The organism is Devosia riboflavina, from assembly GCF_000743575.1.
GTDB classification, from domain to species: domain Bacteria; phylum Pseudomonadota; class Alphaproteobacteria; order Rhizobiales; family Devosiaceae; genus Devosia; species Devosia riboflavina.
This window is the reverse complement of the sequence record NZ_JQGC01000017.1, coordinates 187,444-211,055: the sequence shown is the minus strand read 5'-3', so window position 1 is coordinate 211,055 and position 23,612 is coordinate 187,444. Positions and strand designations below refer to the sequence as shown.

The 23,612-nt window shown below is 61.1% G+C and carries 21 protein-coding genes and 3 pseudogenes; 14 read left to right on the top strand and 10 right to left on the bottom strand.

Going from position 1 to position 23,612, the window contains the following annotated elements:
* Window positions 1–153 precede the first annotated feature (153 nt).
* From JP75_RS17725 to JP75_RS26620, 3 genes are all read left to right on the top strand, one after another.
* Window positions 154–363, top strand: a complete 210-nt coding sequence (locus JP75_RS17725) for a sigma-70 domain-containing protein (RefSeq protein ID WP_035085558.1) — start codon at window positions 154–156, stop codon at window positions 361–363.
* 8 nt (window positions 364–371) lie between these two features.
* On the top strand, window positions 372–578 hold the full coding sequence (locus tag JP75_RS17720; protein ID WP_035085556.1) for a sigma factor-like helix-turn-helix DNA-binding protein: 207 nt from the start codon (window positions 372–374) through the stop codon (window positions 576–578).
* A gap of 165 nt (window positions 579–743) precedes the next feature.
* Window positions 744–893, top strand: coding sequence for a hypothetical protein (locus JP75_RS26620; RefSeq protein ID WP_160194714.1), 150 nt, complete (start codon window positions 744–746; stop codon window positions 891–893).
* 18 nt (window positions 894–911) lie between these two features.
* Here JP75_RS26620 and JP75_RS17715 read toward each other — a convergent pair.
* Window positions 912–1,568, bottom strand: a pseudogene (locus JP75_RS17715) (ABC transporter permease); the annotation flags it as partial.
* Between the two features lie 17 nt (window positions 1,569–1,585).
* Here JP75_RS17715 and JP75_RS27395 point away from each other — a divergent pair.
* Window positions 1,586–1,945 carry an ABC transporter permease gene (locus tag JP75_RS27395; RefSeq protein WP_051960866.1) on the top strand — a complete coding sequence of 120 codons (360 nt, stop codon included), beginning with the start codon at window positions 1,586–1,588 and terminating at the stop codon, window positions 1,943–1,945.
* Between the two features lie 559 nt (window positions 1,946–2,504).
* On the opposite strand, the gene JP75_RS17705 is transcribed toward JP75_RS27395, so the two are convergent.
* Together JP75_RS17705 and JP75_RS17700 are read right to left on the bottom strand one after the other, a co-directional pair.
* Window positions 2,505–2,951 (bottom strand): PPC domain-containing DNA-binding protein, encoded by a 447-nt coding sequence (locus tag JP75_RS17705; protein WP_051960865.1) that lies wholly within the window; start codon window positions 2,949–2,951, stop codon window positions 2,505–2,507.
* 167 nt (window positions 2,952–3,118) lie between these two features.
* Entirely contained in the window at window positions 3,119–3,940 is an 822-nt protein-coding gene (locus JP75_RS17700) for an aldo/keto reductase (protein ID WP_035085654.1), read from the bottom strand.
* Between the two features lie 190 nt (window positions 3,941–4,130).
* On the opposite strand from JP75_RS17700, the pseudogene JP75_RS17695 reads away from it, so the two are divergent.
* A pseudogene (locus tag JP75_RS17695) lies at window positions 4,131–5,038 on the top strand (LysR family transcriptional regulator).
* Between the two features lie 92 nt (window positions 5,039–5,130).
* Here the strand turns inward: JP75_RS17695 and JP75_RS17690 are convergent.
* Window positions 5,131–6,171 carry a LacI family DNA-binding transcriptional regulator gene (locus JP75_RS17690; protein ID WP_084587758.1) on the bottom strand — a complete coding sequence of 347 codons (1,041 nt, stop codon included), beginning with the start codon at window positions 6,169–6,171 and terminating at the stop codon, window positions 5,131–5,133.
* Window positions 6,172–6,329: 158 nt separating this feature from the next.
* Between JP75_RS17690 and JP75_RS17685 the strand changes: the two genes are divergently transcribed.
* The 8 genes from JP75_RS17685 to JP75_RS17650 all read left to right on the top strand — a co-directional run bounded on the left by JP75_RS17685 (window position 6,330) and on the right by JP75_RS17650 (window position 15,988).
* A complete protein-coding gene (locus JP75_RS17685) occupies window positions 6,330–8,258 on the top strand; it encodes an ABC transporter substrate-binding protein (protein WP_051960863.1) in 1,929 nt (642 codons plus the stop codon).
* Between the two features lie 93 nt (window positions 8,259–8,351).
* Window positions 8,352–9,338: an ABC transporter permease gene (locus tag JP75_RS17680; RefSeq protein WP_035085555.1), complete on the top strand. Its 987-nt coding sequence runs from the start codon at window positions 8,352–8,354 to the stop codon at window positions 9,336–9,338.
* 10 nt (window positions 9,339–9,348) lie between these two features.
* Window positions 9,349–10,479 (top strand): ABC transporter permease, encoded by a 1,131-nt coding sequence (locus JP75_RS17675; RefSeq protein ID WP_051960862.1) that lies wholly within the window; start codon window positions 9,349–9,351, stop codon window positions 10,477–10,479.
* Window positions 10,454–11,536: an ABC transporter ATP-binding protein gene (locus JP75_RS17670; RefSeq protein WP_051960861.1), complete on the top strand. Its 1,083-nt coding sequence runs from the start codon at window positions 10,454–10,456 to the stop codon at window positions 11,534–11,536. The genes JP75_RS17675 and JP75_RS17670 overlap by 26 nt, the downstream gene beginning before the upstream one ends.
* Window positions 11,533–12,579 carry an ABC transporter ATP-binding protein gene (locus tag JP75_RS17665; protein WP_035085554.1) on the top strand — a complete coding sequence of 349 codons (1,047 nt, stop codon included), beginning with the start codon at window positions 11,533–11,535 and terminating at the stop codon, window positions 12,577–12,579. The genes JP75_RS17670 and JP75_RS17665 overlap by 4 nt, the downstream gene beginning before the upstream one ends.
* Window positions 12,580–12,586: 7 nt before the next feature.
* Window positions 12,587–13,426 carry a 5-deoxy-glucuronate isomerase gene (locus JP75_RS17660; protein WP_035085552.1) on the top strand — a complete coding sequence of 280 codons (840 nt, stop codon included), beginning with the start codon at window positions 12,587–12,589 and terminating at the stop codon, window positions 13,424–13,426.
* A complete protein-coding gene (locus tag JP75_RS17655) occupies window positions 13,423–14,184 on the top strand; it encodes an SDR family oxidoreductase (protein ID WP_035085550.1) in 762 nt (253 codons plus the stop codon). The genes JP75_RS17660 and JP75_RS17655 overlap by 4 nt, the downstream gene beginning before the upstream one ends.
* Window positions 14,185–14,191: 7 nt before the next feature.
* Window positions 14,192–15,988 carry a GH39 family glycosyl hydrolase gene (locus tag JP75_RS17650; protein ID WP_160194713.1) on the top strand — a complete coding sequence of 599 codons (1,797 nt, stop codon included), beginning with the start codon at window positions 14,192–14,194 and terminating at the stop codon, window positions 15,986–15,988.
* Window positions 15,989–16,041: 53 nt separating this feature from the next.
* On the opposite strand, the pseudogene JP75_RS25950 reads toward JP75_RS17650, so the two are convergent.
* The 5 genes and pseudogenes from JP75_RS25950 to JP75_RS17625 all read right to left on the bottom strand — a co-directional run.
* Window positions 16,042–16,269 (bottom strand): annotated as a pseudogene (locus JP75_RS25950) (DUF983 domain-containing protein); the annotation flags it as partial.
* 178 nt (window positions 16,270–16,447) lie between these two features.
* Window positions 16,448–17,485, bottom strand: coding sequence for an ABC transporter ATP-binding protein (locus JP75_RS17640; protein WP_035085548.1), 1,038 nt, complete (start codon window positions 17,483–17,485; stop codon window positions 16,448–16,450).
* 88 nt (window positions 17,486–17,573) lie between these two features.
* Window positions 17,574–19,040 (bottom strand): NAD-dependent succinate-semialdehyde dehydrogenase, encoded by a 1,467-nt coding sequence (locus JP75_RS17635; protein WP_051960859.1) that lies wholly within the window; start codon window positions 19,038–19,040, stop codon window positions 17,574–17,576.
* A complete protein-coding gene (locus JP75_RS17630) occupies window positions 19,040–20,353 on the bottom strand; it encodes an aspartate aminotransferase family protein (RefSeq protein ID WP_035085546.1) in 1,314 nt (437 codons plus the stop codon). Before JP75_RS17630 ends, JP75_RS17635 begins: the two co-directional genes overlap by 1 nt.
* Complete coding sequence (locus JP75_RS17625) at window positions 20,350–21,336, bottom strand: phosphotransferase (protein ID WP_051960858.1); 987 nt, start codon at window positions 21,334–21,336, stop codon at window positions 20,350–20,352. Before JP75_RS17625 ends, JP75_RS17630 begins: the two co-directional genes overlap by 4 nt.
* A gap of 68 nt (window positions 21,337–21,404) precedes the next feature.
* Here JP75_RS17625 and JP75_RS17620 point away from each other — a divergent pair, with 68 nt between their 5' ends.
* Window positions 21,405–22,592, top strand: coding sequence for an ROK family transcriptional regulator (locus JP75_RS17620; RefSeq protein ID WP_244446341.1), 1,188 nt, complete (start codon window positions 21,405–21,407; stop codon window positions 22,590–22,592).
* Here JP75_RS17620 and JP75_RS17615 read toward each other — a convergent pair.
* On the bottom strand, window positions 22,589–23,611 hold the full coding sequence (locus tag JP75_RS17615) for an SIS domain-containing protein (protein ID WP_051960857.1): 1,023 nt from the start codon (window positions 23,609–23,611) through the stop codon (window positions 22,589–22,591). The genes JP75_RS17620 and JP75_RS17615 overlap by 4 nt on opposite strands.
* Window position 23,612 lies beyond the last annotated feature (1 nt).

The following is a 23,612-nucleotide window of genomic DNA, read 5'->3' as shown; positions in this document are numbered from 1 at the left end:
TCATTGGCGAGATGGATCGGGGCGGCGGGCACCTCGAATATGTCGTCGAATTGTATGCAGATTTTCTCCATACCCTAAAACCAGTTGGCCGTTCCTAGCCCGGGTCAGTCAGCCAGATTAACCAGTTGAATACGGCAAGCCACCACGCGAGCAATGGCCGACCTTTGCCGCACGATCAGGGGCGCCGTTCATCTTCAGGAGCGAGCGCGCAAGCTGGAGAAGGTTCGGCAGGAACTGCATGTCGAGCTCGGTCGTTCGGCAACCGCTGCCGAGCTGGCGACGGAGCTGGAAATCCCATTCGAAGCGCTTATCCGGCTGCAGAGGCTGACGGGCGCTCTCGTGACGCGGGGCAACAGCGACTGACAAGGGAAATGACCACAGGCCTCGTGTATCCTCAATCCAACCAGGAGGATGCGATGAGGAGGCGGCAGGAGATCGCGGATCAGCTGCTGGAGCTGATGCCACGCGAGGAAAGGGTGGTTCAGCTGAGATTCGGTATTGGCATGGTTGACGAGCTTACCTTGGAGCAGGCCGGCGAAACGTTCGACACCACACGTGAACGGATCCGTCAGATCTAGGTTAAGGCGCTGCCGCGGTTATCGCACCGAGTAGGACCGAGAGGGTTAAAGGGTGCTCGATGTCCACTGAACGGACCAGTACGCCCCCCCCCCGCGAGCGACGGCGTTGGTGGAGTCGCTTCGCAGCGTCGACCTCTACCGCTGGCAGTGCTGGCGGCCGCTCAAGTGATCGGCGATCTCGACGTCCTGGGGCCGACTGGCCTTCTTCCTGGGATGCCCGTGGAAGTCTTCGTGCAAACAGAAGAGCAAATCGCCATCGCCTACTTTGCCAAACCTTTCACCGACCAGATCGCCAGAGCGTTCAAGGAGGAATAAGACGATCAGGGCGCAAATCTAGTGCCCGTTAGCAGTTGAACGGCCCACGCGGGCTAGCAAGGCGACAGGCAAAATACCGATGGCTACGATCATCAGAGCTGCAAGCGCCGCATCCTCGTAGGTCCCGCGAGCGGCTTCACCAAACAGGAGCGTGGAGAGGCTTTCGAAATTCAAAGGGCGGAGGAGAAGTGTGGCCGGCAGTTCCTTCATGCAGTCGACGAAGACGAGGAGACCGGCGGCGGTCAACGCGGTACGAGAGAGCGGCAGGTGAACGCGCAAAAGCGTGCCAAGGGAGCTGTGCCCCAGCGTTCGAGAGGCATGATCGTAGGAGTGCGGGATGCGGCTCAGGCCGGCCTCGACGCCTCCGGCCGATATCGCGAGGAAACGCGCAGCGTAGGCGTAGATGAGTGCGGCCCCGGAACCGAGGACCAGCAGGCCCATCGACGTTCCGGTCCATGCGCGCCAGAAGCCGTCGAGCGTGCGGTCAAGCGCGGCCACCGGAACGAGGATGCCAATTGCCAGGACTGTTCCAGGCACCGCGTAGCCCAAAGCTGCGATGCGAGACAACATGGCGGCACCCGGCCCGGGCCGCAAGCGAGCGGAATAAGCGACGACAAAACCTAGAAGGACGACGACGAGCGTTGCGGTCGCTGAGAAGGACACGGTGTTCACTGCAGCCCGCACCAGGGCGGGTGAGCATATTCGATAGCGTTTCGTCGCAGCGTAACGCGATCGAAGCGCAATTGGCGCTCGGTAAAACCCGGCGACAGGCGATGGGGCCAGGGGTTCGACGTGCTATCCATGCCCGAACGATCCCTGTGTTCAATCAGATGGCTGGGGCAGGGATCATCACTTTGCCGGGGATCATGAGTGGCCAGATTCTGGCCGGTACCGATCCCTTGGTGGCTGCACAATCCCAGATCTATCTGATGTGCCTGTTGTGCTCTTCGTCTATCGGTAGTGTAATTGTGGGCGTCTGGCTGGCGTCGAGACGTTTAAGCGACGAACGCGAGCGCCTCCGGCTGGACAGACTTCGGGTGAGTAGGCGGTAGCGCTGGGAAGCTCAGCGCTTACGACGGTCGCGATGGATGACCCAATAGCTCCGCCTCAAGCGCTATCATCCTTCGAATGTTCGGGCAGTGCAGGCGGTCGCAGAGTCTTTCGAGATGTGCAATACCCTGGCCGGCAGGCGCCTTTCGTGCCTCAATACCAATCTTGAAATCGAGATGTGCCTGATGCACATTGGTTTTCGAGCCTCTGACGCTGAAAGTCCCGCGCTTCCGGAACTCCCGGAGAGTCCCTCTCTCTCCGCCAGTTTCTCTAAGTCAAAGTTCCAGTGGCCTAGGATTCCGTAGAATCTTCGGGTCTCATGGATGTGTCATTCTGTTCTCCGGCCCATCGGCTCTGGAGGCGGAGACGAGCAGGGCCGCCAAGTCCGCCTATGTCGAAAGTCGGTGCAGTGGCGGCAATGTCGCAAGGACTTCCTCATTGGGGCACGTGGTCTTCTCCAGTCCTTCAAGTGGTCCGGGGATATAGATGCCTCAATAAAACTGACAAGCAGTCGTTCTATTCCTGCTGAGAAGTTAGGAATGAAACCCGATGCTTCAGGCGTTAATCCATGTCCGGAAGCAGTAGGATATTTGCGCCAATGCTCTCATCATGCTGCCGCTGCAGCCGTCGGTCATGAACCGTTATGGTAACTTCGAACGAGCCGCGCCCCACCGTAAGGGCCAGCAGATGTCCGCCGAAGGCCTGGAAATCGCGGCCGCTGGCGGTGGCGTGGGCATGGATAGCCGGCTTGCCTTTTTTCCAGGCGAGAGTTCCCACGAGGCCGGTAATTTCCATGTCGGCAAAGTCGCGCGGCTGGAAATCGCTGCGCTCAAAATCGAAGAAGCCGAACCGGACCAATCCGGCAAAGCCCATGCCCTGGATCGAGGCAGATGGAATGTCTTTTTCCAGCATTAGCGCCTCCAATCGCGCCAACACATCGTCGCCCTGGCGCAGCACCATCAGGAAGCCGCCAGGCGTGGCAATATTGCGAGGTGCTTCCTGCGTCATGTCGTCTCCTACGCATCGGGGGTGGTGATTACGTCAGTTGAACGGTCTAGTCGGGACCTTGTTCTTCCCATCCAAACAAATATAGCCAAGCGCCGCCATCAGTTGAAATTGCGGCATAGCCGCAACCCATGTGCATCTGGACTGTCTCGCTCGTGATAGACCGTCCTTCAGTCCCAGGCTGGAGCCAGGCCAGCAGGACTTACAAGCCGGCTTCCCGGACGAGCAAGCTTTGCAATAGCAACCATGTCGCCGTCATCCAGTGCGAAGTCGAAGATTGCAAAGTTCTCGGCGACTCGACTGGGCTTTGACGTTTTTGAAAGAGCGACATAACCGAGCTGTACCAGCCAGGGCAGAGCGACCTGAGCGGCCGTCTTGCCGTATTTGGCACCGATCTGTTGCAGTGCTGGATCGCGCGGCACAGCGCCATCGGCCATGCCGAAATAGGCGGTGATAGCGATATCCAGGGCCTTGGCTGCGTCAGCAACGGCACTCTGGTCGAGATAGGGATGCGCCTCGATCTGGTTGGTGAAGATCGGTGCGCTGCTCAGGGCGGCAGATTCTCTCATCTGCGCGATGTTCTGGTTACTCACCCCGATCAGGCGCGTCTTGCCAGCGGCCTGCATCTCATTGAGCCAGGCGATCTGATCGGCAATGGCGACCTTGTCGGCAGGCCAGTGCCGCAAAAGCAGATCGACATGGTCGACCTTCAGCTTGTCCAGGCTTTCCTCAACCGAGGTGGCGAATTGCGCCTCGCTGTAATTGTCCACCCAAACCTCGGTGGTGATGAACAGGTCTTGGCGACGGGCGCCTGCCCTCTGCAGGGCGGTGCCGAGCGCTGCTTCGTTGCCATAGATCTGTGCGGTGTCGAAATGCCGGAAACCGGCCTCTAGGGCAGCGGGTACGACCGCTTCCACCTCGCTATCCGACATGCGGAAGACGCCAAAACCGAGAGCCGGAATCTCCGTCCCGTCTGCCTTTATCATGTGCATATTGTTCGTCCTTTCGTTCAGGTCGCGTCTAGCGTGAGCGACCGGCAAGTGGCCATCGGGCGTCATCTATTCCGCAGCTCTAATGCCGCATTTCGTTTCATGGCCAGGTAGATAAGGAGCTGGAAGCGTCTTGATAATTGGCCGCTTTTCCACATTATCTGAGAAACAATTTCATAGATGGAACGGGTTCTTGGACAATCGAGTCGGCGAAATGCGGGTATCCGTGTAGTGGAAACAGGGAGCTTTTCCGCAACGGCCCGCGCGCTCATGATGACGCCGTCAACCGTTAGCAAGCTCGTTGGCCGCATTGAGGAGCGCCTTGGCGTGCGCTTGATCGAGCGCTCCACGCGCCGTCTGTCCCTGACTTCGGAAGGACAGGTCTACTACGAACGGAGCCTAGCCTTGCTGGGCGAACTCGATGATATGGAAAGGGGCCTGGCGCTTGGCGCTGCCAGCACTGGCGGAACAATCCGGGTCAATGCTTCGGTGGCGTTTGGGGTCCTGGCACTGGAGCCGCTATTGCCCGCTTTCTGGGAGGCAAATCCGCATATCGTTGTGGATCTGTCACTCTCGGACGAGATAGTCGACCTCTATCTCGATCGAACCGACATTGCCTTCCGCACCGGGCCGCTGCCAGATTCCGGCATGACGGCCCGTCATATAGGCGTTGCTCATAGAAAGATCGTTGCGGCGCCCGCCTATCTGGAGCGCCATGGTGTGCCACGAACCGTCGACGATCTTCTGCATCATAATTGTCTGGGCTTCAATTTCCGCCGGGCTGCCCCGGTCTGGCCGCTGAGGGAGAGCGGGCGGATCGTCGATCGCGCTGTGAATGGTACTTTGCTGGCCAACAATGGCGAAACCGTCCGTCGCCTGGCGGTCGCCGGAGTGGGGCTGGCGCGTCTGGGCGACTATCATGCCCGGGCAGACATCGCCGCCGGTCGCCTTGTAGAAGTGCTTTCAGATGCAGTGGAGGGTGATGAGGAACAGATCAACGCCGTCTATCTCGGTGGTGCACGCTTGCCGCAGCGCGTGCGTGCTTTCCTCGATTTTTTATGCCCGAAGTTGCAGGCCTTTGTTACCGGGAGGGCGCTGTGATCGTCCTAGTAGGGCCGTGTGGTGTCACGTGCAACTGTCGAAAGACTGCGCGCCCATACAGCCCGGCCCACACCGCGGGAAGAAACCGGAAGTTACGCGAAGTCTACCTGTCCGGAGATCGCTTGCTGTTCGAGCATGGTTGAAGTTCGGACAATGAGTTCGGGGCGCACTACAATGCGATGCTGGATGAATTTTCCGTCTATTCGATCCAGAAGCATGCGCATGCAAAGCTCTCCAATCGCGTATTTATCAACATGCATTGTGGAAAGCTGCGGCCGCACCAGTTCTCCCAAGGTAATCCCGTCAAAGCCGATGACAGCTATGTCTTTGGGCACGGACCGGAAGGTTGCTTCGCAATACTGCAAGGCACCGATTGCATTAAGATCGTTGTAGCAGATCAATGCGTCGATATCTGGATGGGCCTTGAGCAACTCCGCCGCCGCTGCCGCTCCACCTGCGATATCGGGCATACAGTGAACGACTACAGGCGAATCTGCCCCAACGCTCAGAAATGCAGAGCGTATTCCCTCCAGGCGTTCGGCCGCCCCCACCGACGTGGTGGGGCCGCCAATGACGGCCACTTTCCGGCGCCCAAGATTTAGCAAGTGCCGCGCCGCGTCGGCCGCTCCGGCGCGATAGTCGATGGTAATACTGCCCGCCGTCTCGGGCGCTAACGTCCGATTGAGCAGCACTGCGGCCTTATAGCCTTGCAAGGCCTTGCTCAGCGCGGCATCGGGCAGGCGCGCACTGCAGAGGATTACCCCGTCAACCCGGTGGGTTTCAAGAATACGCACCAAGTTGAGTTCACGCTCGGCGCTTTCGACAACATTGCACAGCAGGAGATTGTAGCCATTCTGCATGGCGACACTTTCAACGCCACGGATGACATCGGGGAAAAACGGATTGGCGATGTCAGGAACAACAACCCCGATAATGCCGGATCGGTCCGACTTGAGCGCGCGCGCCACGGCATTGGGACGATAGCGCATTTCATCGGCCAATTGCTCAATCTTGGCCGCGGTTTCAGGGCTGGCGCCACCGCGACCATTGAGCACCCGCGAAACGGTCATCGGTGACACACCGGCCGCACGGGCGATATCTGCAAGTTTCGTCTTGGAGACTTTAGAGTTCATATTTTGAGATAACGATATCTCTCGGCTAACTTCAACGTATATCTCTCAAAATAGTGCTTCTGAGTTCGATGGGGCGATTGGACTTGACAGGGTCGACCAGCAGAATCTACGTTAGCGTTAACGTATCCGAGGAGATACGCAACCGGGAGGTTACTGCCATGTTGACCAGAAGCGCTCCAGCTTGGGGGCGAGGAATTTTCTTTGGCCTTTTTTCGGCTGTCCTTTTGACCACCAGCGCATTGGCGCAGACTTATTCTGAGGCGCCCTCGCTGGCCGAGCAGGTTGTGGCTGGAACTTTGCCGCCCCTTGATGAGCGGCTCCCGGCAAATCCGCTGACAGTCCAGCCCGTGGAGTCCGTGGGTCAATATGGCGGTACCTGGCGCCAGGCCATGATCGGTGGTTCGGACAGCTTGCCCGAACGTACCGTGGGCTATACGCGTCTCGTGCGCTGGAACACCGCCTGGACGGAGGTCGTGCCCGATATCGCCGAGAGCGTGACGCAGAATGCGGACGCCACCGAATTCGTCTTCAAGCTGCGCGAGGGCGCCCGCTGGTCCGATGGCGAGCCCTTCACCGCCGACGATATCATGTTCTGGTACAACGATATCCTGATGAACCCCGAGATCACCCCGGCCGTTCCGAGCTGGCTGCGTGGCGGCGGCGAACCGGTCGTGGTGGAAAAGCGCGGCGATTATGAAGTCGCCTTCAAATTTGCCGGTCCCAATGGCCTCTTTCTCACCACCATGGCGACTGCCGCCGGCGCCGACGTCATTGCGGGCGCTCCGGCCCATTGGCTGAAGCAGTTCCACGCCAAATACAATCCCGACGGCATCGATGCCCTGGTCAAAAGCTCGGGTTCCACCGACTGGGTGCAGTTGATCACCAACAAGATCACCTATCCCAGCCGCTGGCGCGACGCCGATCGGCCGGTCATGGACCCGTGGAAGCTGACCGTGCCCTATGTCGGCACCTCGCAGGTCGTCGCTGAGCGTAACCCCTACTATTTCAAGGTCGATACCGAAGGCCACCAGTTGCCCTATATCGACCGGCTGACCTTCGACGTGCTCGAAGACGCCCAGGCGGTGGTGCTGAAAGCTGCCAATGGCGATATCGACATGCAAACGCTCTATCTCGACTCCGTCGATGTGCGTCCGGTGATCGTGGGCGGGCAGGAACAGGGCGATTATCACCTGTTCGTCTCGCAGCCGGCCTATTCCAACGCCATGCAGATCAACCTCAACCAGACGCACAAGAATTCGGCACTACGTGAGGTCTTTGCCAACAAGGACTTCCGCATCGGCCTCAGCTATGCCATCGACCGCGAAGAACTGAACCAGTTGATCTATGCCGGCGTCGGCCGCCCCTATCAGGCAGCTCCGCGCCCCGATACGCGCCTCTACGACGAGGATATGGCGCTCCAATATACCGAGTTCAGCCCGGAAAAGGCCAATGAGCATCTCGATGCCGCCGGCCTGACCAACAAGGATGCGCAGGGCTTTAGGCTCGATGCCGATGGCAAGCGCATCTCCTTTGCCGTCGACGTGCTCCCGGCCCTTCAGACCCAGATCGACGCGCTCGAACGCATCAAGGCCTATTGGGCCAAGGTGGGGATCGACATGCAGGTGCGTCCCACCGAACAGTCGCTGGCCTTTGCCCGTCTCCAGTCCAACGACCACGACGCGCTCGCTTGGGTCGGCGGTGGTGGCTACGATCTGCTCGGCCTGCTCGATCCGAAGTGGTATGTGCCCTTCAACATGGAATCGAGCTATGCCACCGCCTGGGGCCTCTATTTCCAGAACCCCAATGATCCGCATGGCGAAGAGCCGCCCGCCGACATCAAGGCCGTTCAAGACCTTTATCGCCAGGTTCAGCGCGCTGCGACCCTCGATGAGCAGATGGACCTGATGGCCCAGATCATCGCCGCTGCCAAGGACCGCTTTAATATCATCGGCACCAATATGGAGCCCGATAAGGTCGGCATCGTCAAAAACAACATGCACAATGTGCCGGCGTCCATGCCGAACACCTGGTTCTACATGACACCCGGACCGACCAACCCGGAGCAGTTCTACTTCTCCCAGAACTGACCGGCCCCGCGCGAGCCGGACCTGTTCTCCCAGCCACGGTCCGGCTTGCGCCCACCTTTCGATACCTGCCTCACGGCCAGTTTGGAGCGCGCGATGTTCTCGTTCATCCTGCGGCGAATTCTGCTTATGATCCCGACGCTGATCGCGATCTCGGTAGTCACCTTCATCGTCATCCAGTTGCCGCCGGGCGACTTTCTCACCGCGCTCACAGCCGAGCGCGCCCAGCAGAACGAAACCCTGGATTCTTCCCTCGTCCTGGCCTTGCGCGAACGCTATGGGCTCGACCAGCCCTGGTACACGCAATATTGGCTGTGGATCAGTGGCATCCTCTTTCGCGGCGATTTCGGCCAATCTTTCGAATGGAACCTGCCGGTATCGAGCCTTATCTGGGATCGGTTGGGGCTGACCCTCATCGTTTCGGTCACCACCCTGGTATTTGTCTGGCTCGTCTCTTTTCCGGTAGGCATCTATTCGGCGGTGCGCCAGCATTCCCCCGGCGACATGATCGCTACCTTCCTGGCCTTTCTTGGCCTTGCCATCCCCAATTTCCTCATGGCGCTCGTGCTGATGTATTTCGCCTCACGCTTTTTCGGCCAGAGCGTGGGCGGCCTCTTCTCCCCCGAATATGCCAATGCCGGCTGGAGCCTTGGTCGCGTCTGGGACCTTATCACCCATCTCTGGCTGCCCGTGCTGGTGCTGGGCTCCTCCGGTGCGGCGGCCCTGATCCGCATCATGAGGGCCAACCTGCTTGATGAATTGCACAAGCCCTATGTGGAGATCGCCCGCGCCCGCGGCGTCAGCGAGGCCCGTCTGATCTTCAAATATCCCGTGCGGGTGGCGCTCAACCCCTTTATCTCGACCGTGGGCTGGGTGCTACCGGCACTGATCTCGGGCGAGGTGATCACCGCCATCGTCCTCAGCCTGCCTACCGCTGGACCACTGCTTCTCAATGCCCTCTTCTCGCAGGACATGTACCTGGCCGGGGGGCTCATCCTGCTGCTCTCGGTGCTGACGCTCGTGGGCACGCTGCTCTCCGACATTCTCCTGGCGGTCTTTGACCCCCGCATCCGCTATACGTAAGGAAAACGCCGTGACCGACACTGCGCAAGCGCCCATCGTCGCGCCGCGAAGCGGCCCGGGTTCTGCCGGGCCCTGGCTTCTCACCTGGCGCCGCTTCAAGAAACACAGGCTGGCTCTGGTCAGCGGCGTCGTCGTGCTGATGATCTATTTCGTGGCACTCTTTGCCGAGATCATCGCGCCCTTCTCCACCGAAACCTATTCGGCCAATTACACCTATGCGCCGCCGCAGTTGGTCAGGATGTTCGGCACCGATGCCGAGGGCAGTACGCACCTGTTTTACGTCAACGACTATACCGTCAAGATCGACCCCATCTCGCTCTCTCGCGCTTTCGAAACCGATCCAAACAAGGTGATCCCGGTCGGTTTCTTCGTCCGCGGCGAACCTTACAAGCTCTGGAACCTATTTGATTGGGACGTGCACCTCTTCGGACCGCAGGAAAAGGGCCATCCCTTCTATCTCTTCGGCGCCGACCGGCTTGGCCGCGACGTCTTCAGTCGCACCGTTCATGGCGCGCGTGTCTCCATGTCCATCGGCCTTGTCGGGGTGACCATCTCCCTCCTACTTGGCATCTTTCTGGGTGGTATCTCGGGCTATTATGGCGGCTGGATCGATGAAAGCGTGCAGCGCCTCGTCGAATTTCTCAAGTCCATCCCCACCATTCCACTCTGGATGGGCCTTGCGGCGGCCATTCCGCCCAGTCTTGACCCGCTCATGGTCTATTTCTGGATCACGGTAATCCTCTCGCTTCTCGGCTGGACCGATATTGCCCGCGTCGTGCGCGGTCGCTTCCTCTCGCTGCGCACCGAAGATTTTGTCGTGGCGGCAAGGCTCGATGGCTGCCGCCAGCAGCGCATCATCTGGCGCCATATGGTGCCGAGCTTCATGAGCCACATCATCGCCTCGGTGACCCTGGCCATTCCCGGCATGATCCTGGCCGAAACGGCGCTCTCCTTCCTCGGCATTGGCCTGCGGCCACCCGTGGTCAGCTGGGGCGTGCTGCTCAAGGAGGCGCAGAACATTCTAGCCGTATCGAGCGCGCCTTGGCTCTTCCTGCCGGGCCTTGCCGTCGTGATCGCCGTTTTGACCCTCAATTTCCTCGGAGACGGTTTGCGCGATGCAGTCGATCCCTATGCACGCTGATTTCAGCCAGACGGCGCGGCCGGCCCACGACCCTCTCGTCGAAATCGAGGGGCTCAAGGTGCGCTTCTTTACCGACGATGGTGTGGTCGAAGCTCTCGAAGACGTGTCGCTGACCGTGCCACGCGGCAAGACCCTCTGCATTGTGGGGGAAAGCGGCTCGGGCAAGTCCATCACTGGCCGGGCCCTGCTCAATCAGGTGCCTTCGCCTGGCAAGGTCGTGGGCGGCAGCATCCGTTATTTCCGCGAGCCGGATGCCGCGCCGGTCGAGATCACCACGCTCGATCCGCGCGGACGCGATATGCGCGCCATTCGCGGCGGCGAAATCGGGCTTATTTCCCAGGAGCCCATGGCGGCCCTGTCCCCGGTCCATACCATCGGCAATCAGATGCGCGAGGCCATCCAGCTTCACCTCAAACTCGGCCGCAAGGCAGCCGATGCGCATGCTGTTGAGATGCTGGCCAAGGTTGGCATTCCGCGCCCCGCTGAACGGCTCGATCGTTATTCCTTCGAGTTTTCCGGCGGCATGCGCCAGCGCATCTGTATCGCCTTGGCGCTGGCCTGTTCACCGCGCCTCCTTATCGCCGACGAGCCGACGACCGCGCTCGATGTGACCACTCAGGCCAATATCATCGACCTGCTGCTCGATCTGCAATCCGAACTGGGCGTATCCGTCATGTTCATCACCCACGATCTCGGTGTCGTCGCCGAAATCGCCGATGAGATTGCCGTCATGTATCTCGGCCGCATCGTCGAGCAGGGCGATAGTGTCTCGATTTTCAAGGACCCAAAGCACCCCTATACCCGCGCGCTGCTGCGCTCCATTCCAACCTTTGCCAGCACCCGTGGCGGCCGTCTCGAAACCATCAGGGGCATGGTGCCCTCGCCCTTTGCCCGACCCACGGGCTGCACTTTCAATCCGCGCTGCGAAGAAGCCATTGCCGGCGTCTGCAATCGCGTCGTGCCCTGGCCGGTCAATGTCGGGCCGGGACGCACGGTGCGGTGTCACTTGCATGCCGACCGGGCCGAGATCGACCGCGCCTTGGAGAGCCAATCATGACCGCCACCGCGCCGAATACTCCCGAACGTCTGCTCGAAGTGCACGATCTCAAGGTGCATTTTCCCATCCGCATCGGTTTTCCCAAGCGCGAGGTCAGCCGCATCAGGGCTGTCGACGGCGTCAGCTTCCACATCAATGCCGGAGAAACCCTCGGCCTTGTGGGAGAAAGCGGCTGCGGCAAATCCACCACCACTCGCGCCCTGCTGCGTGTCACCCCACCCACCGATGGCCGGATCGACTATCGCAAGCCCGATGGCAGTCATATCGACATCGCCAAGGCGAGCGAAGATGACATGGTGCCGGTCTATCGCGACATGCGCGCCGTCTTCCAGGACCCTCAGGCATCGCTCAATCCACGCATGCGCGTCATCGACATCATCGGCGAAGTGCTGCTGGTTAATGGCTTGGCCTCGGGCCCGGCGCTCGAAGCGCGGGTGGGCGAACTCCTGCGCAAGGTCGGGCTGCCGCCCGAAGCCATGTGGCGTTTTCCGCATGCCTTTTCCGGCGGCGAGCGCCAGCGCATCAGTATCGCCCGTGCCCTCGCGCCCAATCCGCGCTTTGTCATCGCCGATGAAGCGGTTTCAGCGCTCGATGTCAGCGTGCGCGCTCAGATCATAAATCTGCTTCAGGATCTGCAGGCGGAGCTGGGCCTGACCTATCTGTTCGTCTCGCACGACCTCAGCGTCGTGCGGCACATCTGCAATCGTGTCGCGGTCATGTATGTGGGCCGCATTGTCGAGATCGCCGATGTCGAGGACATTTTCGCCAAACCGCGCCATCCCTATACCGAGGCACTGCTTTCGGCGGTTCCGGTAGCCGATCCCACGATCAAGGGGCGCTCCCGCCGCATTCGCCTCCCCGGCGATGTCGCCGATCCCGGCAATGTGCCCCCCGGCTGTGCCTTCCACCCCCGCTGCCGCTTCGCTACCGACCGATGCAAGGTCGAAACTCCTGCCCTTCAGCCCACGGCCACACCGGGCCATCAGGCTGCCTGCCACTATGCCGACAGCCTCGACCTGCGCGGCGCATTCGATATCCAGTAGATAGACCATGGCCAAACTCATCACCGCCTATGACAATGCCAATGCGCCCATTGTCGATCAGGACAACGACACGCTCGACCTGGTCTATTTCAACCGCGTGACCCTTCCGCGCGACGACACCCATAATTATGCCCTGCCGCGCCACGAATCCCTGGTGGTCGTCATGTCAGGCCAGGTCGACATTTCAGTGGATGGCAAGGTGTTCTCCGCCGTTGGGCAGCGGGCGGACATCTGGTCCGGCGAAGCCGATTCGGTTTATGCTCCGCTCGGCGCGGCAGTCACAATCGCGGCCCGCAGCCCTTCCGCCGAAATCGCCATTGCCGGCGGCATCACCGACGAAAAGCTCGCTGCCTTTCGCATCGCGCCCGAAGAGGTCGATCCGGTGGATGTCGGCTCGCCCGAAACCCATACCCGGCGTAAAATCTTCCACATTCTCGGCCAGCGCCAGACCGGCCGTGTCGGCCGCCTGCTGGTCAGCGAACTCTATGCCGATCCCGGCTGCTGGTCGGGCTACCCGCCCCACAAGCATGATACCGAGGAGGCCGGCGTCGAAACCGACCATGAGGAACTCTATCACTACCGCTTCCTGCCCGAAGCTGGCTTTGGCAGCCAGATCGTCTATGAGGCCGACGGTGCCCCGCGCAATCTCGTTACCCGCAATGGCGACACTTTCCTTCTCGACAAGGGCTATCACCCCACCTCGACCTCGCCGGGCCACCGGGGCTACATCTTCACCATTCTTGTCGGTCGGCATCAGCGGGGTCTGGTGCAGCGCTTCGACCCGCGCCACCACTATCTGATGGACGCCTTTCCCGGCATCCAGGCCATGCGCGACAAGTTCAAATGAGCGACACCCTAAAACTGTTCGACCTCTCGGGCCGCCACGTTGTCCTGACCGGAGCGAGCCGAGGCCTCGGTTTTGCCATGGCCCGCGGCCTTGCCGGCGCCGGCGCGCGCGTCACCCTCAATGGCCGCAATGCCGAAGCGCTTGACGCGGCTGTAAGTAGCCTCCGCGCCGAAGGCTTTACCGCCGATGGCCTCGTTGCGGACATCACCCGCCCGGATGCGGTCGAAGCGGCATTTGCCGGCCTCGGTCAGGTCGATGTGCTGGTCAACAATGCCGGTATCCAGATCCGCGCCCCCTTTGTCGAGCATATGCCCGACACTTGGCGGACCATGTTCGACACCCATGTCATGGGCGCGGTCCTGCCCTCGCAGGCCGTCATTCCCGGGATGATCGCGCGGGGCGGCGGCAAGATCATTAATATCTGCTCGCTGATGAGCGAAGTGGGGCGGCGCACAATCGCCCCCTATGCGACCATGAAGGGCGCGCTCAAGATGTTGACGCGCACCATGGCCACCGAACTGGCCGCCAGCAATATCCAGGTCAACGGCATTGGTCCTGGCTATTTTGTCACCGACATGAACCGCGCCCTTATCGATGACGCCGAATTCGACGGTTTCGTGCGCGCCCGCACCCCGGCGGGCCGCTGGGGCCAGCCCGAAGAACTGGTCGGAACAGCCGTCTTCCTCGCCTCCCCCGCCTCCAATTTCGTCAATGGACAGGTTGTCTATGTCGATGGCGGCATCCTGGCCGCCTTGTGAGTTTTCCATGACATCCATTCAGATTGACGCCGCCGGCCCCTCCAAGCCCTTCAAGCGCTTCTGGCGCGCCAGTGGTTTTTCCCCCGGCGAACTGCTTCTCACCCCCGAAATGCGCGCCACGCTCGCCATTGTCAGCGGGGCGCCGGGCCATGGCGTCGAATTCCTGCGCCCCCATTTCATGCTCGAACTGGTGCGCGCCAGCCGCCATGGCCAGCGCATAACCTATGATTGGACGCTGCTCGACAAGGCCATGGACACCATGGTCGAGTTCGGCTTCCGGCCCTTCTTCGAAATCATGGGCAATCCCTCTGGCGTCTTCACCTGCTTTACGGAAAAAGACGACATCCTGCTCTGGCGCGATTTCGTCACCGCTCTCGTCGAGCGCTTCGTGAGCCGCTACGGCGCGGAAGAGGTGAAAAAATGGTATTTCGAAACTTGGAATGAGCCCGACTTGCCGTGGTGGCAACATGGCGAGCGCGGCTTTCTCAACTATTACGACGCATGCGTCGCCGGCATCGACGCGGTCGATCCCGGTCTGCGTATCGGCGGACCGGGCACGGCGCGCACCATGTCCGACATGTTCAAGGCCTTCATCGCCCATTGCGATAGCGGGGTGAGCGCCGTCAGCGGCGATGGCCCGCCGCGCCTCGATTTCATCTCCATTCATGAAAAGGGCGTGCAGCAGCATCTCGAGGAGTTGACCCCGGATAGCCTCGGCATCTGCCAACGCGAAATGCTGGCAGTAGAGCATATAAGGCAGCATCACCCTCGCCTTGCCCATGTGCCCATCGTCAACAATGAATGCGACCCGCAGGTGGGCTGGCGCGATACCCATAGCTGGAACGCCACGAGCTATGTCGCCGCCCTTATGGCGCGCATCATCGACCAGCACCAGAAGCTGATGGTCGATGATGCCGGTGTCGATTATGAGCTGCTCGCCAATGACAATGGCTTCATTGGCACCTGGGGTCACCGCACCCAACTCGCCTATTTCGGCTCGAAGGTTTACACCAAAGCCCAGCACGAATTCGTCACGGACCAGTCTGCTCTTGGCACAGAGCCGGTCGAGTCACGTTTCTCCATGGTCAAGAAGCCTTCCCAGGCGGTCATGGACATGATGGGCCTGCTGGGTGAAGAGCGCCTTGCCTATAGCCCCGTGGGTGACCGTCTTGGCGTCATCCCTACCCGCCATAGCGATGGCCGGATTGCAATTCTTCTCTACAACAGCGTCGACCGTATTCGCGCGTCGGGCGAAGAGGCGGTACATCTCGACCTCGCTCTGCCGCCGGGCCAATATAGCTATGCCCTTCATGCGTTGAGTGGCGACCTTGCCTTCGGTGCCTGGGAAAGCATGGGGGCGCCTGCCGAGCCCAGTGACGAGCAACTGGCGCGCCTGCGCGTCCTGGGCGAACCACTCGCAATGGGAGGCGGTAGGGCCGACGGCCGCTTGCAGCTCGACCTGATCCTCGAGTTGCCTTCCGTTCACCTGCTGCTCATTGCCCCGAAGTCTGGCGCGCCCACGCGGCCGGAGGTGCGATTCGCCGAAGAGTGTAGAGGTCTCAATGGGCACAGGCAGGTCATTCTCGGCTGGGCGCCGGCCGAAGGCTTCGCGCGCTACAGCCTTGCCAAGGCCACCAGCCCGGCGGGACCATTCACCCCAGTATCCAGTCACATACTTGCCCACGTGGCCCAGGTCGACGTGCCCGACGATGGATGCACAATTGTGATAACGGCAGAAAGTCTGGACGGACAACGCTCACAGGAAACCTGGCAGGCGTTGCCCATCTCTTCGATTAAACGCTAGAACGAGCACGATTTTGAATTGGCCTTTCCGCACCGCGATGCGGGCACGTTTGGCTAAGCATTCGCTGTGGCAAAGCCATGCATCTTAGTCGCCCATTGCATCCCCACCACAAAGCCCTTCACCGGCCGAAGGAAGGCCAGTGACAGGATGATCGCCGCCGGCAGCATGGTGACCATATACATCATGGGCGAGAGCGGCGCCGACATCTCGAAATGCATCATCGCGGCAACGATGATCTGGCCGACAATGGTAATGGCGATATAGGGCGGGAAATCATCGGCCCTGCCATGACTCGAACGTTTCGACCATACCGAAGTGGATCAAGATAAGACTGAGCGCCCCATAGTTCCACGAAGCGGTTCCGCACGCGCAGCCAGCGCCCCTAACGACGATCGACGACGCCGTTTGGCATCGCCGATCCTAAATGCGGTAATCAGGCAAGCAGTACATCGCTCATCGTCATATGGTTCGTTTTCCGTCTGTATCGAACTGGTGAATCTGCTCGACATCCATGCTGATATGGAGCGTGTCGCCGGGCCTGACATTGATCCTTTCGCGCAATGCCGCAGTGACGGTTTGCTCTCCCAGCCGCACCACGATCTGAGTTTCCGCGCCGGTCGGTTCAATGAGTATCACGGTAGCACGGATGCCGTTGGGATCGAGCCGCACGTGCTCGGGACGAATGCCCAGCGTTCGAGTGGTTTGCGCCGCCGAAAAAGGCAAGGCGATGCCAGCACCAAGAGAGAAGCCGTCAGGCAGTGGGGAGCCCGAGAGGAAATTCATGGCGGGGGAGCCGATGAAGCCGGCAACGAAAAGATTGGCTGGCCGATCATAGAGATCAAGCGGAGAGCCGATCTGCTCGATATTGCCTTCACGCATTACCACGATCTTGTCAGCCATGGTCATGGCTTCGATCTGATCATGGGTCACATAGATGGTGGTAGTGCCCAGACGCTGGTGCATTTCCTTGATTTCGGATCGCACCTGGACGCGCAACTTGGCGTCCAGATTGCTGAGCGGTTCGTCGAATAGAAAGACTTGCGGGTCCCGCACGATGGCGCGCCCCATGGCCACGCGCTGACGCTGGCCGCCCGAGAGTTGACGCGGGTAACGATCGAGCAGGTTGGAGAGGCCCAAAATCTCGGCCGCCGACTTGATCTTGCTGTCGCGAAGCTGCTTCTCGATGCCCTTGAGTTTCAACGAGAAGGCCATGTTCTCCGCAACGGTCATGTGCGGATAAAGCGCGTAGTTCTGGAACACCATGGCAATGTCGCGATCCTTTGGCGGAAGATCGTTGACGAGACGATCACCGATATAGATTTCGCCGCCGGTAATGCTCTCCAGGCCGGCGAGCATGCGTAGGAGTGTGGATTTACCACAGCCGGACGGGCCAACCAGGACAACGAATTCGCCGTCTGCAATGTCGGTCGAGACTGATTTGAGGATCTCGAGCTGACCGTAATGCTTGCTTACGCGCGAGATGGTTACGCCTGCCATTTGTCGTTCCTTTCTGAAATGGCCGGCGTGGACTTGGCCGCAGGGCCGGCTTGAAGATTGCAAGTGGAGTTGAGGGGGCGGTGGCGCATCACCACTGGACCGCCACATATTTGGTTTCGCAGAATTCGAGGATGCCGTGATGAGCGCCCTCACGTCCTAGGCCGCTTTGCTTGACGCCACCGAAGGGCGCTGCCGGGTCTGATACCAGCCCGCGATTGAGTCCCACCATGCCTGCCTCGATGCGGTCGGCCAAGGCAAGGCCCCTGCGCAGATCGCCGGCATAGAGGTAAGACGCCAGGCCGTATTCGGTGTCGTTGGCGAGGGCGATGGCCTCATCGTCGGTCTCGAAGGAGAGGATCGACGCGACAGGCCCGAATATTTCTTCGCGAACTAGGGTGCTTGATGGCGGTACATCGACAATGACGGTTGCCGGATAGTAGCAGTCTCGCGCCGCGTCTCCGCCGGTCAGGAGCCGGCCGCCACTCGCCTTGGCGGCATCAACCGTTTCGGCGATACGATTGGCGGCTCGCCGGTTTATCATGGGCCCAAGCCCGGAAGCGGGGTCATAGCCAGGGCCGAGTTGGAGGCGGCTCATGCGTTTGGCCAGAGCGTCAGCGAAACGGGCAGCCAGGCTGGCATGTACGATAAAGCGGTTGGCGGCCGTACAGGCTTCGCCGCCGTTCCGCATTTTGGCGAGCATCGCGCCTTCGACAGCGGCGTCGAGGTCAGCGTCATCGAGAACGATGAATGGTGCATTGCCACCAAGCTCCATCGAACAACTCAACACGGTATCGGCAGCTTCCTTGAGAAGGAGGCGGCCCACCTGCGTTGATCCGGTGAAGGAGAGTTTGCGCACCTTCGGGTGATGGAGCATTGCCGAAACCGATGCGGCTGGGTCCACGGTCGTCACGACATTGACCACGCCTGGCGGCAGTCCGGCCTCTTCGAGCAGGGCCACGATGGCAAAGGCGGTGAGCGGGGTTTCGTTGGCGGGCTTGAGCACGCAGGTGCAGCCGGCCGCCAAGGCTGGGCCGAGCTTGCGCGTGGCCATGGCCGCGGGAAAATTCCACGGCGTAATGAGTATGCTGACGCCAATGGGTTGGTATTGCACCAGCATGCGGTTGGTGCCTGCCGGTGCGATGCCCGTCTCGCCGCCCATGCGCACGGCTTCTTCGGCAAACCAGCGGAAGAATTCGGCCGCATAGGTGACTTCGCCGCGCGCATCGGTCAGCGTCTTGCCGTTTTCGAGGCTGATGAGCTGGGCCAGTTGCTCTGCATGCTCGATCATGAGCATGAAACCGCGCTGCAGGATTTCACTGCGGCGGCGTGGGGGCGTCGCCGCCCAGTTCGCCGCTGCGGCATGAGCCGCCTCGACGGCCTCCAGCGCATCGGCCGTGCTTGCTCCGGCGACTTCGGTGATCGTATTGGCCGTTGAGGGGTCGATGACGGGGATGCGATCGGCGCTGCCGATGCGCCAGGCGCCGCCGATGAAAAGATCGGTGCGCGTCAAGGACTCCAGTTCGCTACTTGCTAGCAGGGGCGGCAGGTACAGCATCACGTGTTTTCCTTGAGAACCTGGGCCAGGGTGGCGGTGAACTGCTCGGCATTGCCGGCATCGAACACCATAGGGGGCCGAATCTTGAGTACATTGGCCGAGGGGCCAGAAGCACTGATCAGCACACGCCGCTCCCGCATGCCGTTGACGATGCGGCCGGTGAGCACCGCATCTGGTTCGCCATCAGGTCCGACAATTTCGACACCGATGAAAAGGCCCGCCCCCCTGACATCACCGATGGCAGCATTGCCAATGGCGGCAATGTCGCCTCGCAGGAGCCGGCCCACTGCCTGGGCAGAGAGCATCAAGTTTCGCTCCTCGATCTCGTCGAGCACCGCACCGGCGGCCGCGATAGCGACAGGCGTTCCGCCATATGTATTGAAGTAGCGGATGTTCTGGCCAAATGGCGCGAGTACATCGGGACGCCCAACCAGAGCGGCGACGGGATAGCCATTGCCCATTGGTTTGCCCATGGTCACCAGATCCGGCACAAGACCATGACGCGCGAAGCCCCACATGGCATCACCGGTGCGGCCGAAACCGGGTTGCACTTCGTCTGCAACGAAGAGGCCACCGGCCTCCCGTATTGCCGCAGCAGCTTCCGTGAGAAAGCCCGGGGGGTCGGCCAGGACTCCGTCGCTGGAAAAGATCGTGTCAACGATCAGCATGGCCGGGTGCAAACCATGCCTTTGAAGATCAGCGATGGCCGCACGGACGTCAGCGGCGAAACGGGCGCCCACATCGTCCCTTTGGCGATAGAGGCTCGGCGCGGACACGGTGCGCACATGGGCGCCTAGTGGCGAAGCCGCGCCCAGCGAGGGCGAGTAGGCGGCGACCGCGTCGGTCACGCCGTGATAGGCCAGGGACGTGACGATAATCCCGGTGCCGCCGGTGCGCGCCCGGGCCACGCGCCAGGCCAAGTCGTTGGCTTCGCTGCCGGTGCAGGTAAAGGTGACCTGGCTCAGTTCGCTCGGCAGCGTGGCCACGAGACGCTCGGCATAGTCGAGCAGGCCTTCGTTGAGATAGCGCGTATGCGTATTGAGCCGCGCTGCTTGATCGGTCATGGCAGCGACAACGCGCGGATTGGCGTGGCCGACGGAGGCCACGTTGTTGTAGGCGTCTAGGTAGGCCTCACCGTCGCGGTCAAAAAGCCAGGTGCCTTCGCCGCGTACGAACTCCACCGGCCGTTCGTAAAAGAGGCGATAGGCCGGACCAAGCACGCGTTCGCGGCGCGCGACAAGCGCCTGTTCGGCAGCGGAGAGGCGCGAGAAATCGGCTTGGCCAAAAGCATTGATCATGGCCTTGTCGTTCATGGCAGATTTCCTTCGAGAATAGTGTCCCAGGCTCGCGGCGACAGGGTGGCAAGCTGTTCAAGCCCGGCGATGGAGGCCGGACGATTGCGCAGAATATAGGCGGCATGCCCCGGATCGTCGGCGGCGCGTCGCGTGGTGATCGTGACGGTCATCGCCAGACGCGCCAGGATGCGAGGCCGCAGTGCATCGCACTCATCGGCCGTCAATGCGATCTGGCCACGGTATCCGCTGATCATGGCGGCGGCGCGCGCCAGGCCATCTGGTTGACCCAACTGGTAGGAGAGCGCGATCGCCAAATCGTTGATGCGGGTTGCCTGAATAAGGTCCCCGAAGTCGATGATGCCCGCAATCTGGTCCGCATCTTTCTCTCCGACGATAACATTGTGCGGGTTGATATCGTTGTGAATGACCTGGCGGGGCAGCCTGACCTCAAGCGCGGGATCCAGCGTCGCGTCTGAGAATGCGCGATCTGTCAACATGCGCAGGGCGGGATCGGCAATCGATTGGGTCCAGTCGGTAACCCTGGCTGCGTGGGTGATGTCCCAAAGCAGCTCAAAATGGGGAAATGGCCGCTCGTAGTCGGCCAGGCCGCGGTCAAGTGTCCCCAAGGCCTCGCCAAGAGCACGCGTCTGTGTGGGTGACCCTGCCATCGCATGCATGGGCATGCCCTCGAGCCAACCCAGCAGGCGAACAAATCGCGTTTTCCCAGACACCGGCACTTCTGCCATTGCAGCGCCATCGAGCGTCCGCCGAACACGCGGAACGGGAAGTTGCGGAGCGGTGCGTTCGAGATGTTGCAGCGCGCCGGTTTGGAAGGCGAGAACATCGCCGCGCTCATTGACGCCAGCGACCTTGAGCGTGTAGCGCTTGCCATCGGCAGCGGTGATACGGAACGTGTCATCCACTTCGCTGGGCAGTCGATCCGCGGATCCGTCCAGCCCAAAGATGTCGCGCAGAAGGTTCACGGCCTCATCGGACGTCATTGGCGCTGCCCGGTTTTGTAGTTGTGTGCTCATATGCTTTACCTTGCCAGCCCCGGACGGCCGACCTGATGATGACACCCGCCAATGCCCCCAGCCTGACGGAGAGTTCCAGGTCGGTGCTGCGCCTTCTGGCGCTTCGCGGAGAAGTGACACGGCGACAGCTCGGCGACACGCTCAACCTGTCCAAACCGACCATGTCGGCAGCCATCGCTGAACTCGGCGCGCTGGGTCTGGTGCAGTCCACCGGTTCGCATAAAGGTGCTATGGGCCGGACCGCAGTCGTCTATGGTCTGGGTCCGCAGGCAGGCTATGCCATTGGCGTCGATGTGGGCGCCGCCCAGATTCGGGCGGTGGCGCATGCCCTGGATGGTCAACAACTGGCCAGCGTCGAATCCAAAGTGCCGCGCGGGCAGAATGCCAGCACCGAAACTATTTCCGCGACAGTACTGGATGTCGTGCGTTCGGCCATTTCCGCAGTTGGCCAGCGCCAATCGGTTTTGCGCTCCATTGCTGTGGCAGTACCGCGCGTCGTGGCCACCAGCCCGCTTCATCTCAATAAGCGCCGCCCGCCCGAGGCGGTTCTTGCGGGGCTGCGTTCGCATTTCGACGTGCCTGTGATCATCGAGAACAACGTCAACTGCGCTGCTCTGGGCGAATGGCGGCATGGTGCCGGACGCAACCGCGCGACCTTTGCCTTCGTGCAGGTTGGCGTACGCATCGGTCTGGGCATCGTCATCAATGGGCAGCTGTTCCGCGGTGTAAACGGCGCTTCCGGTGAAGTTGGACGTTTGCCCTTTCCGTGGTCGACCAGCGAAGTGCCGGAACGCGAGGGGCTCGAGCACTATTTGGGGTCCGATGCGCTCATCGAGCGTTGCGCCGTCGCTTGGCCATTGTCCGAAGGTCCGGCGCCACTTTCGGCACGCGAACTTTTCGAAATGGCGGAAGATGGCTCGGAGCTGGCAAGAAGCTGGGTTTTCCGCCACGCCGCCGACGTCGGTCGACTGTTGTCCGGCGTGGTCGGTGTACTCGATCCCGGCCTTGTGGTTCTTGGCGGCGGCGTCGGTCAGAACCCCCTGCTGCTGGGTGAGGTCCGCAAGGTAACGCGCGATCTGACGTGGGCGACCGAAATCGAGGTCAGTCGCCTCGGCAATGCCGGAACCGTGCTGGGCGCTGTGCAATTGGCCATCGACTATGGATTGGGCCTTATCCTGGGTGAGGCAATCCATCCAAGCGTGGCGCTGCCGCCACTGATCTAGACTTCCGTGGGTGACCATGGCTTGAGCTTTGTGTCCGCCTGGCGATAGCGGAAAGTGACATTGGTCAGTCCGGCAGCGTCCTGCATATCGCCCGTGATCATCTGTATGGCGACGATATCAAGGATGGCGGCGGCGATTTCGTTGTCGGTAGACGGAACCTGCATAACGACCAGGTTGCCTGTGGACGGGATGTCAGTTCTCGAGGTGATCAGTACGGCGGGGCCGAGCTCCGCCATATCCTGCGCGATCTTGGTTTCGCGATCATCGCCCAGCGCGATAACCCCCGTGCGGCTGTCCTGAGACTCCATTGGTCCATGCAGATAATTCAGCGTATCCCAGCCGCAAGCTGGTACGCGCACTGCCTCGCGGATCAACATGGCCGCTTCCCCGGCGGTGGCAAAGCCGGCCCGTGCGCCTACGATGTCAATGGAGGCACGGTGCGCGAGAATGTGCGCGGCAGCCGCTGCGTTGTCGACTTGGTTGGCCAGCACCTGACCGACCAAGGCGGGCAGAGATGCCCATGCGGGGCTCTGCCCTTTGCCTACCAGTGCATCGGCCAGCATGCCGACGGCCAGCGCCATGCCTGTGTAGCCCGTGGAGCTCGCGCCATTGTCGGCGCCCGAGGCAAAGGGAAGTTCCCGGCCCGTCAACTGGGCCAGGGGCGTGCCCGGCGACCGGCACAGCGCGACGCGTGGCAGATGGGCTCGCATTGCCATGACTTCGGAAATCTCTCGGCTTTGGCCCGATGCCGAGAGCGCGACGAAGGAGGAGCCTGCGCTGTCGACCGCGTCGTAGAGGTCGGTGGGGCAATAGGCCGTGGCTGCAATGTTGCGGCGGCGCAGATAGGATGCGCCGAGCATGGCAACCTGATAGCTGGCTCCGATGCCGGCAAGGCCTATATGTCCGCTGAAATCGCTGAGGTCGAGTTCCTTCAGGCCTGCTGCGACTGCCGTGCGAACTTCGGACAGGCTCTCGACTTGCCGGGCCACAGCGTCGCGGTATCCGATACGCTTATTCATG

Bases quoted from the DNA above. Each gene is read 5' to 3' on its own strand.
- JP75_RS17640 (WP_035085548.1), bottom strand. From the start codon at position 17,485: ATGGCAGGCGTAACCATCTCGCGCGTAAGCAAGCATTACGGTCAGCTC.
- JP75_RS17725 (WP_035085558.1), top strand. From the start codon at position 154: ATGGCCGACCTTTGCCGCACGATCAGGGGCGCCGTTCATCTTCAGGAG.
- JP75_RS17685 (WP_051960863.1), top strand. From the start codon at position 6,330: ATGTTGACCAGAAGCGCTCCAGCTTGGGGGCGAGGAATTTTCTTTGGC.
- JP75_RS17680 (WP_035085555.1), top strand. From the start codon at position 8,352: ATGTTCTCGTTCATCCTGCGGCGAATTCTGCTTATGATCCCGACGCTG.
- JP75_RS17615 (WP_051960857.1), bottom strand. From the start codon at position 23,611: ATGAATAAGCGTATCGGATACCGCGACGCTGTGGCCCGGCAAGTCGAG.
- JP75_RS17635 (WP_051960859.1), bottom strand. From the start codon at position 19,040: ATGCTGTACCTGCCGCCCCTGCTAGCAAGTAGCGAACTGGAGTCCTTG.
- JP75_RS17625 (WP_051960858.1), bottom strand. From the start codon at position 21,336: ATGACGTCCGATGAGGCCGTGAACCTTCTGCGCGACATCTTTGGGCTG.
- JP75_RS17720 (WP_035085556.1), top strand. From the start codon at position 372: ATGACCACAGGCCTCGTGTATCCTCAATCCAACCAGGAGGATGCGATG.
- JP75_RS17655 (WP_035085550.1), top strand. From the start codon at position 13,423: ATGAGCGACACCCTAAAACTGTTCGACCTCTCGGGCCGCCACGTTGTC.
- JP75_RS17700 (WP_035085654.1), bottom strand. From the start codon at position 3,940: ATGCACATGATAAAGGCAGACGGGACGGAGATTCCGGCTCTCGGTTTT.
- JP75_RS17665 (WP_035085554.1), top strand. From the start codon at position 11,533: ATGACCGCCACCGCGCCGAATACTCCCGAACGTCTGCTCGAAGTGCAC.
- JP75_RS17660 (WP_035085552.1), top strand. From the start codon at position 12,587: ATGGCCAAACTCATCACCGCCTATGACAATGCCAATGCGCCCATTGTC.
- JP75_RS17690 (WP_084587758.1), bottom strand. From the start codon at position 6,171: ATGAACTCTAAAGTCTCCAAGACGAAACTTGCAGATATCGCCCGTGCG.
- JP75_RS17670 (WP_051960861.1), top strand. From the start codon at position 10,454: ATGCAGTCGATCCCTATGCACGCTGATTTCAGCCAGACGGCGCGGCCG.
- JP75_RS17650 (WP_160194713.1), top strand. From the start codon at position 14,192: ATGACATCCATTCAGATTGACGCCGCCGGCCCCTCCAAGCCCTTCAAG.
- JP75_RS17705 (WP_051960865.1), bottom strand. From the start codon at position 2,951: ATGACGCAGGAAGCACCTCGCAATATTGCCACGCCTGGCGGCTTCCTG.
- JP75_RS17620 (WP_244446341.1), top strand. From the start codon at position 21,405: ATGATGACACCCGCCAATGCCCCCAGCCTGACGGAGAGTTCCAGGTCG.
- JP75_RS17630 (WP_035085546.1), bottom strand. From the start codon at position 20,353: ATGAACGACAAGGCCATGATCAATGCTTTTGGCCAAGCCGATTTCTCG.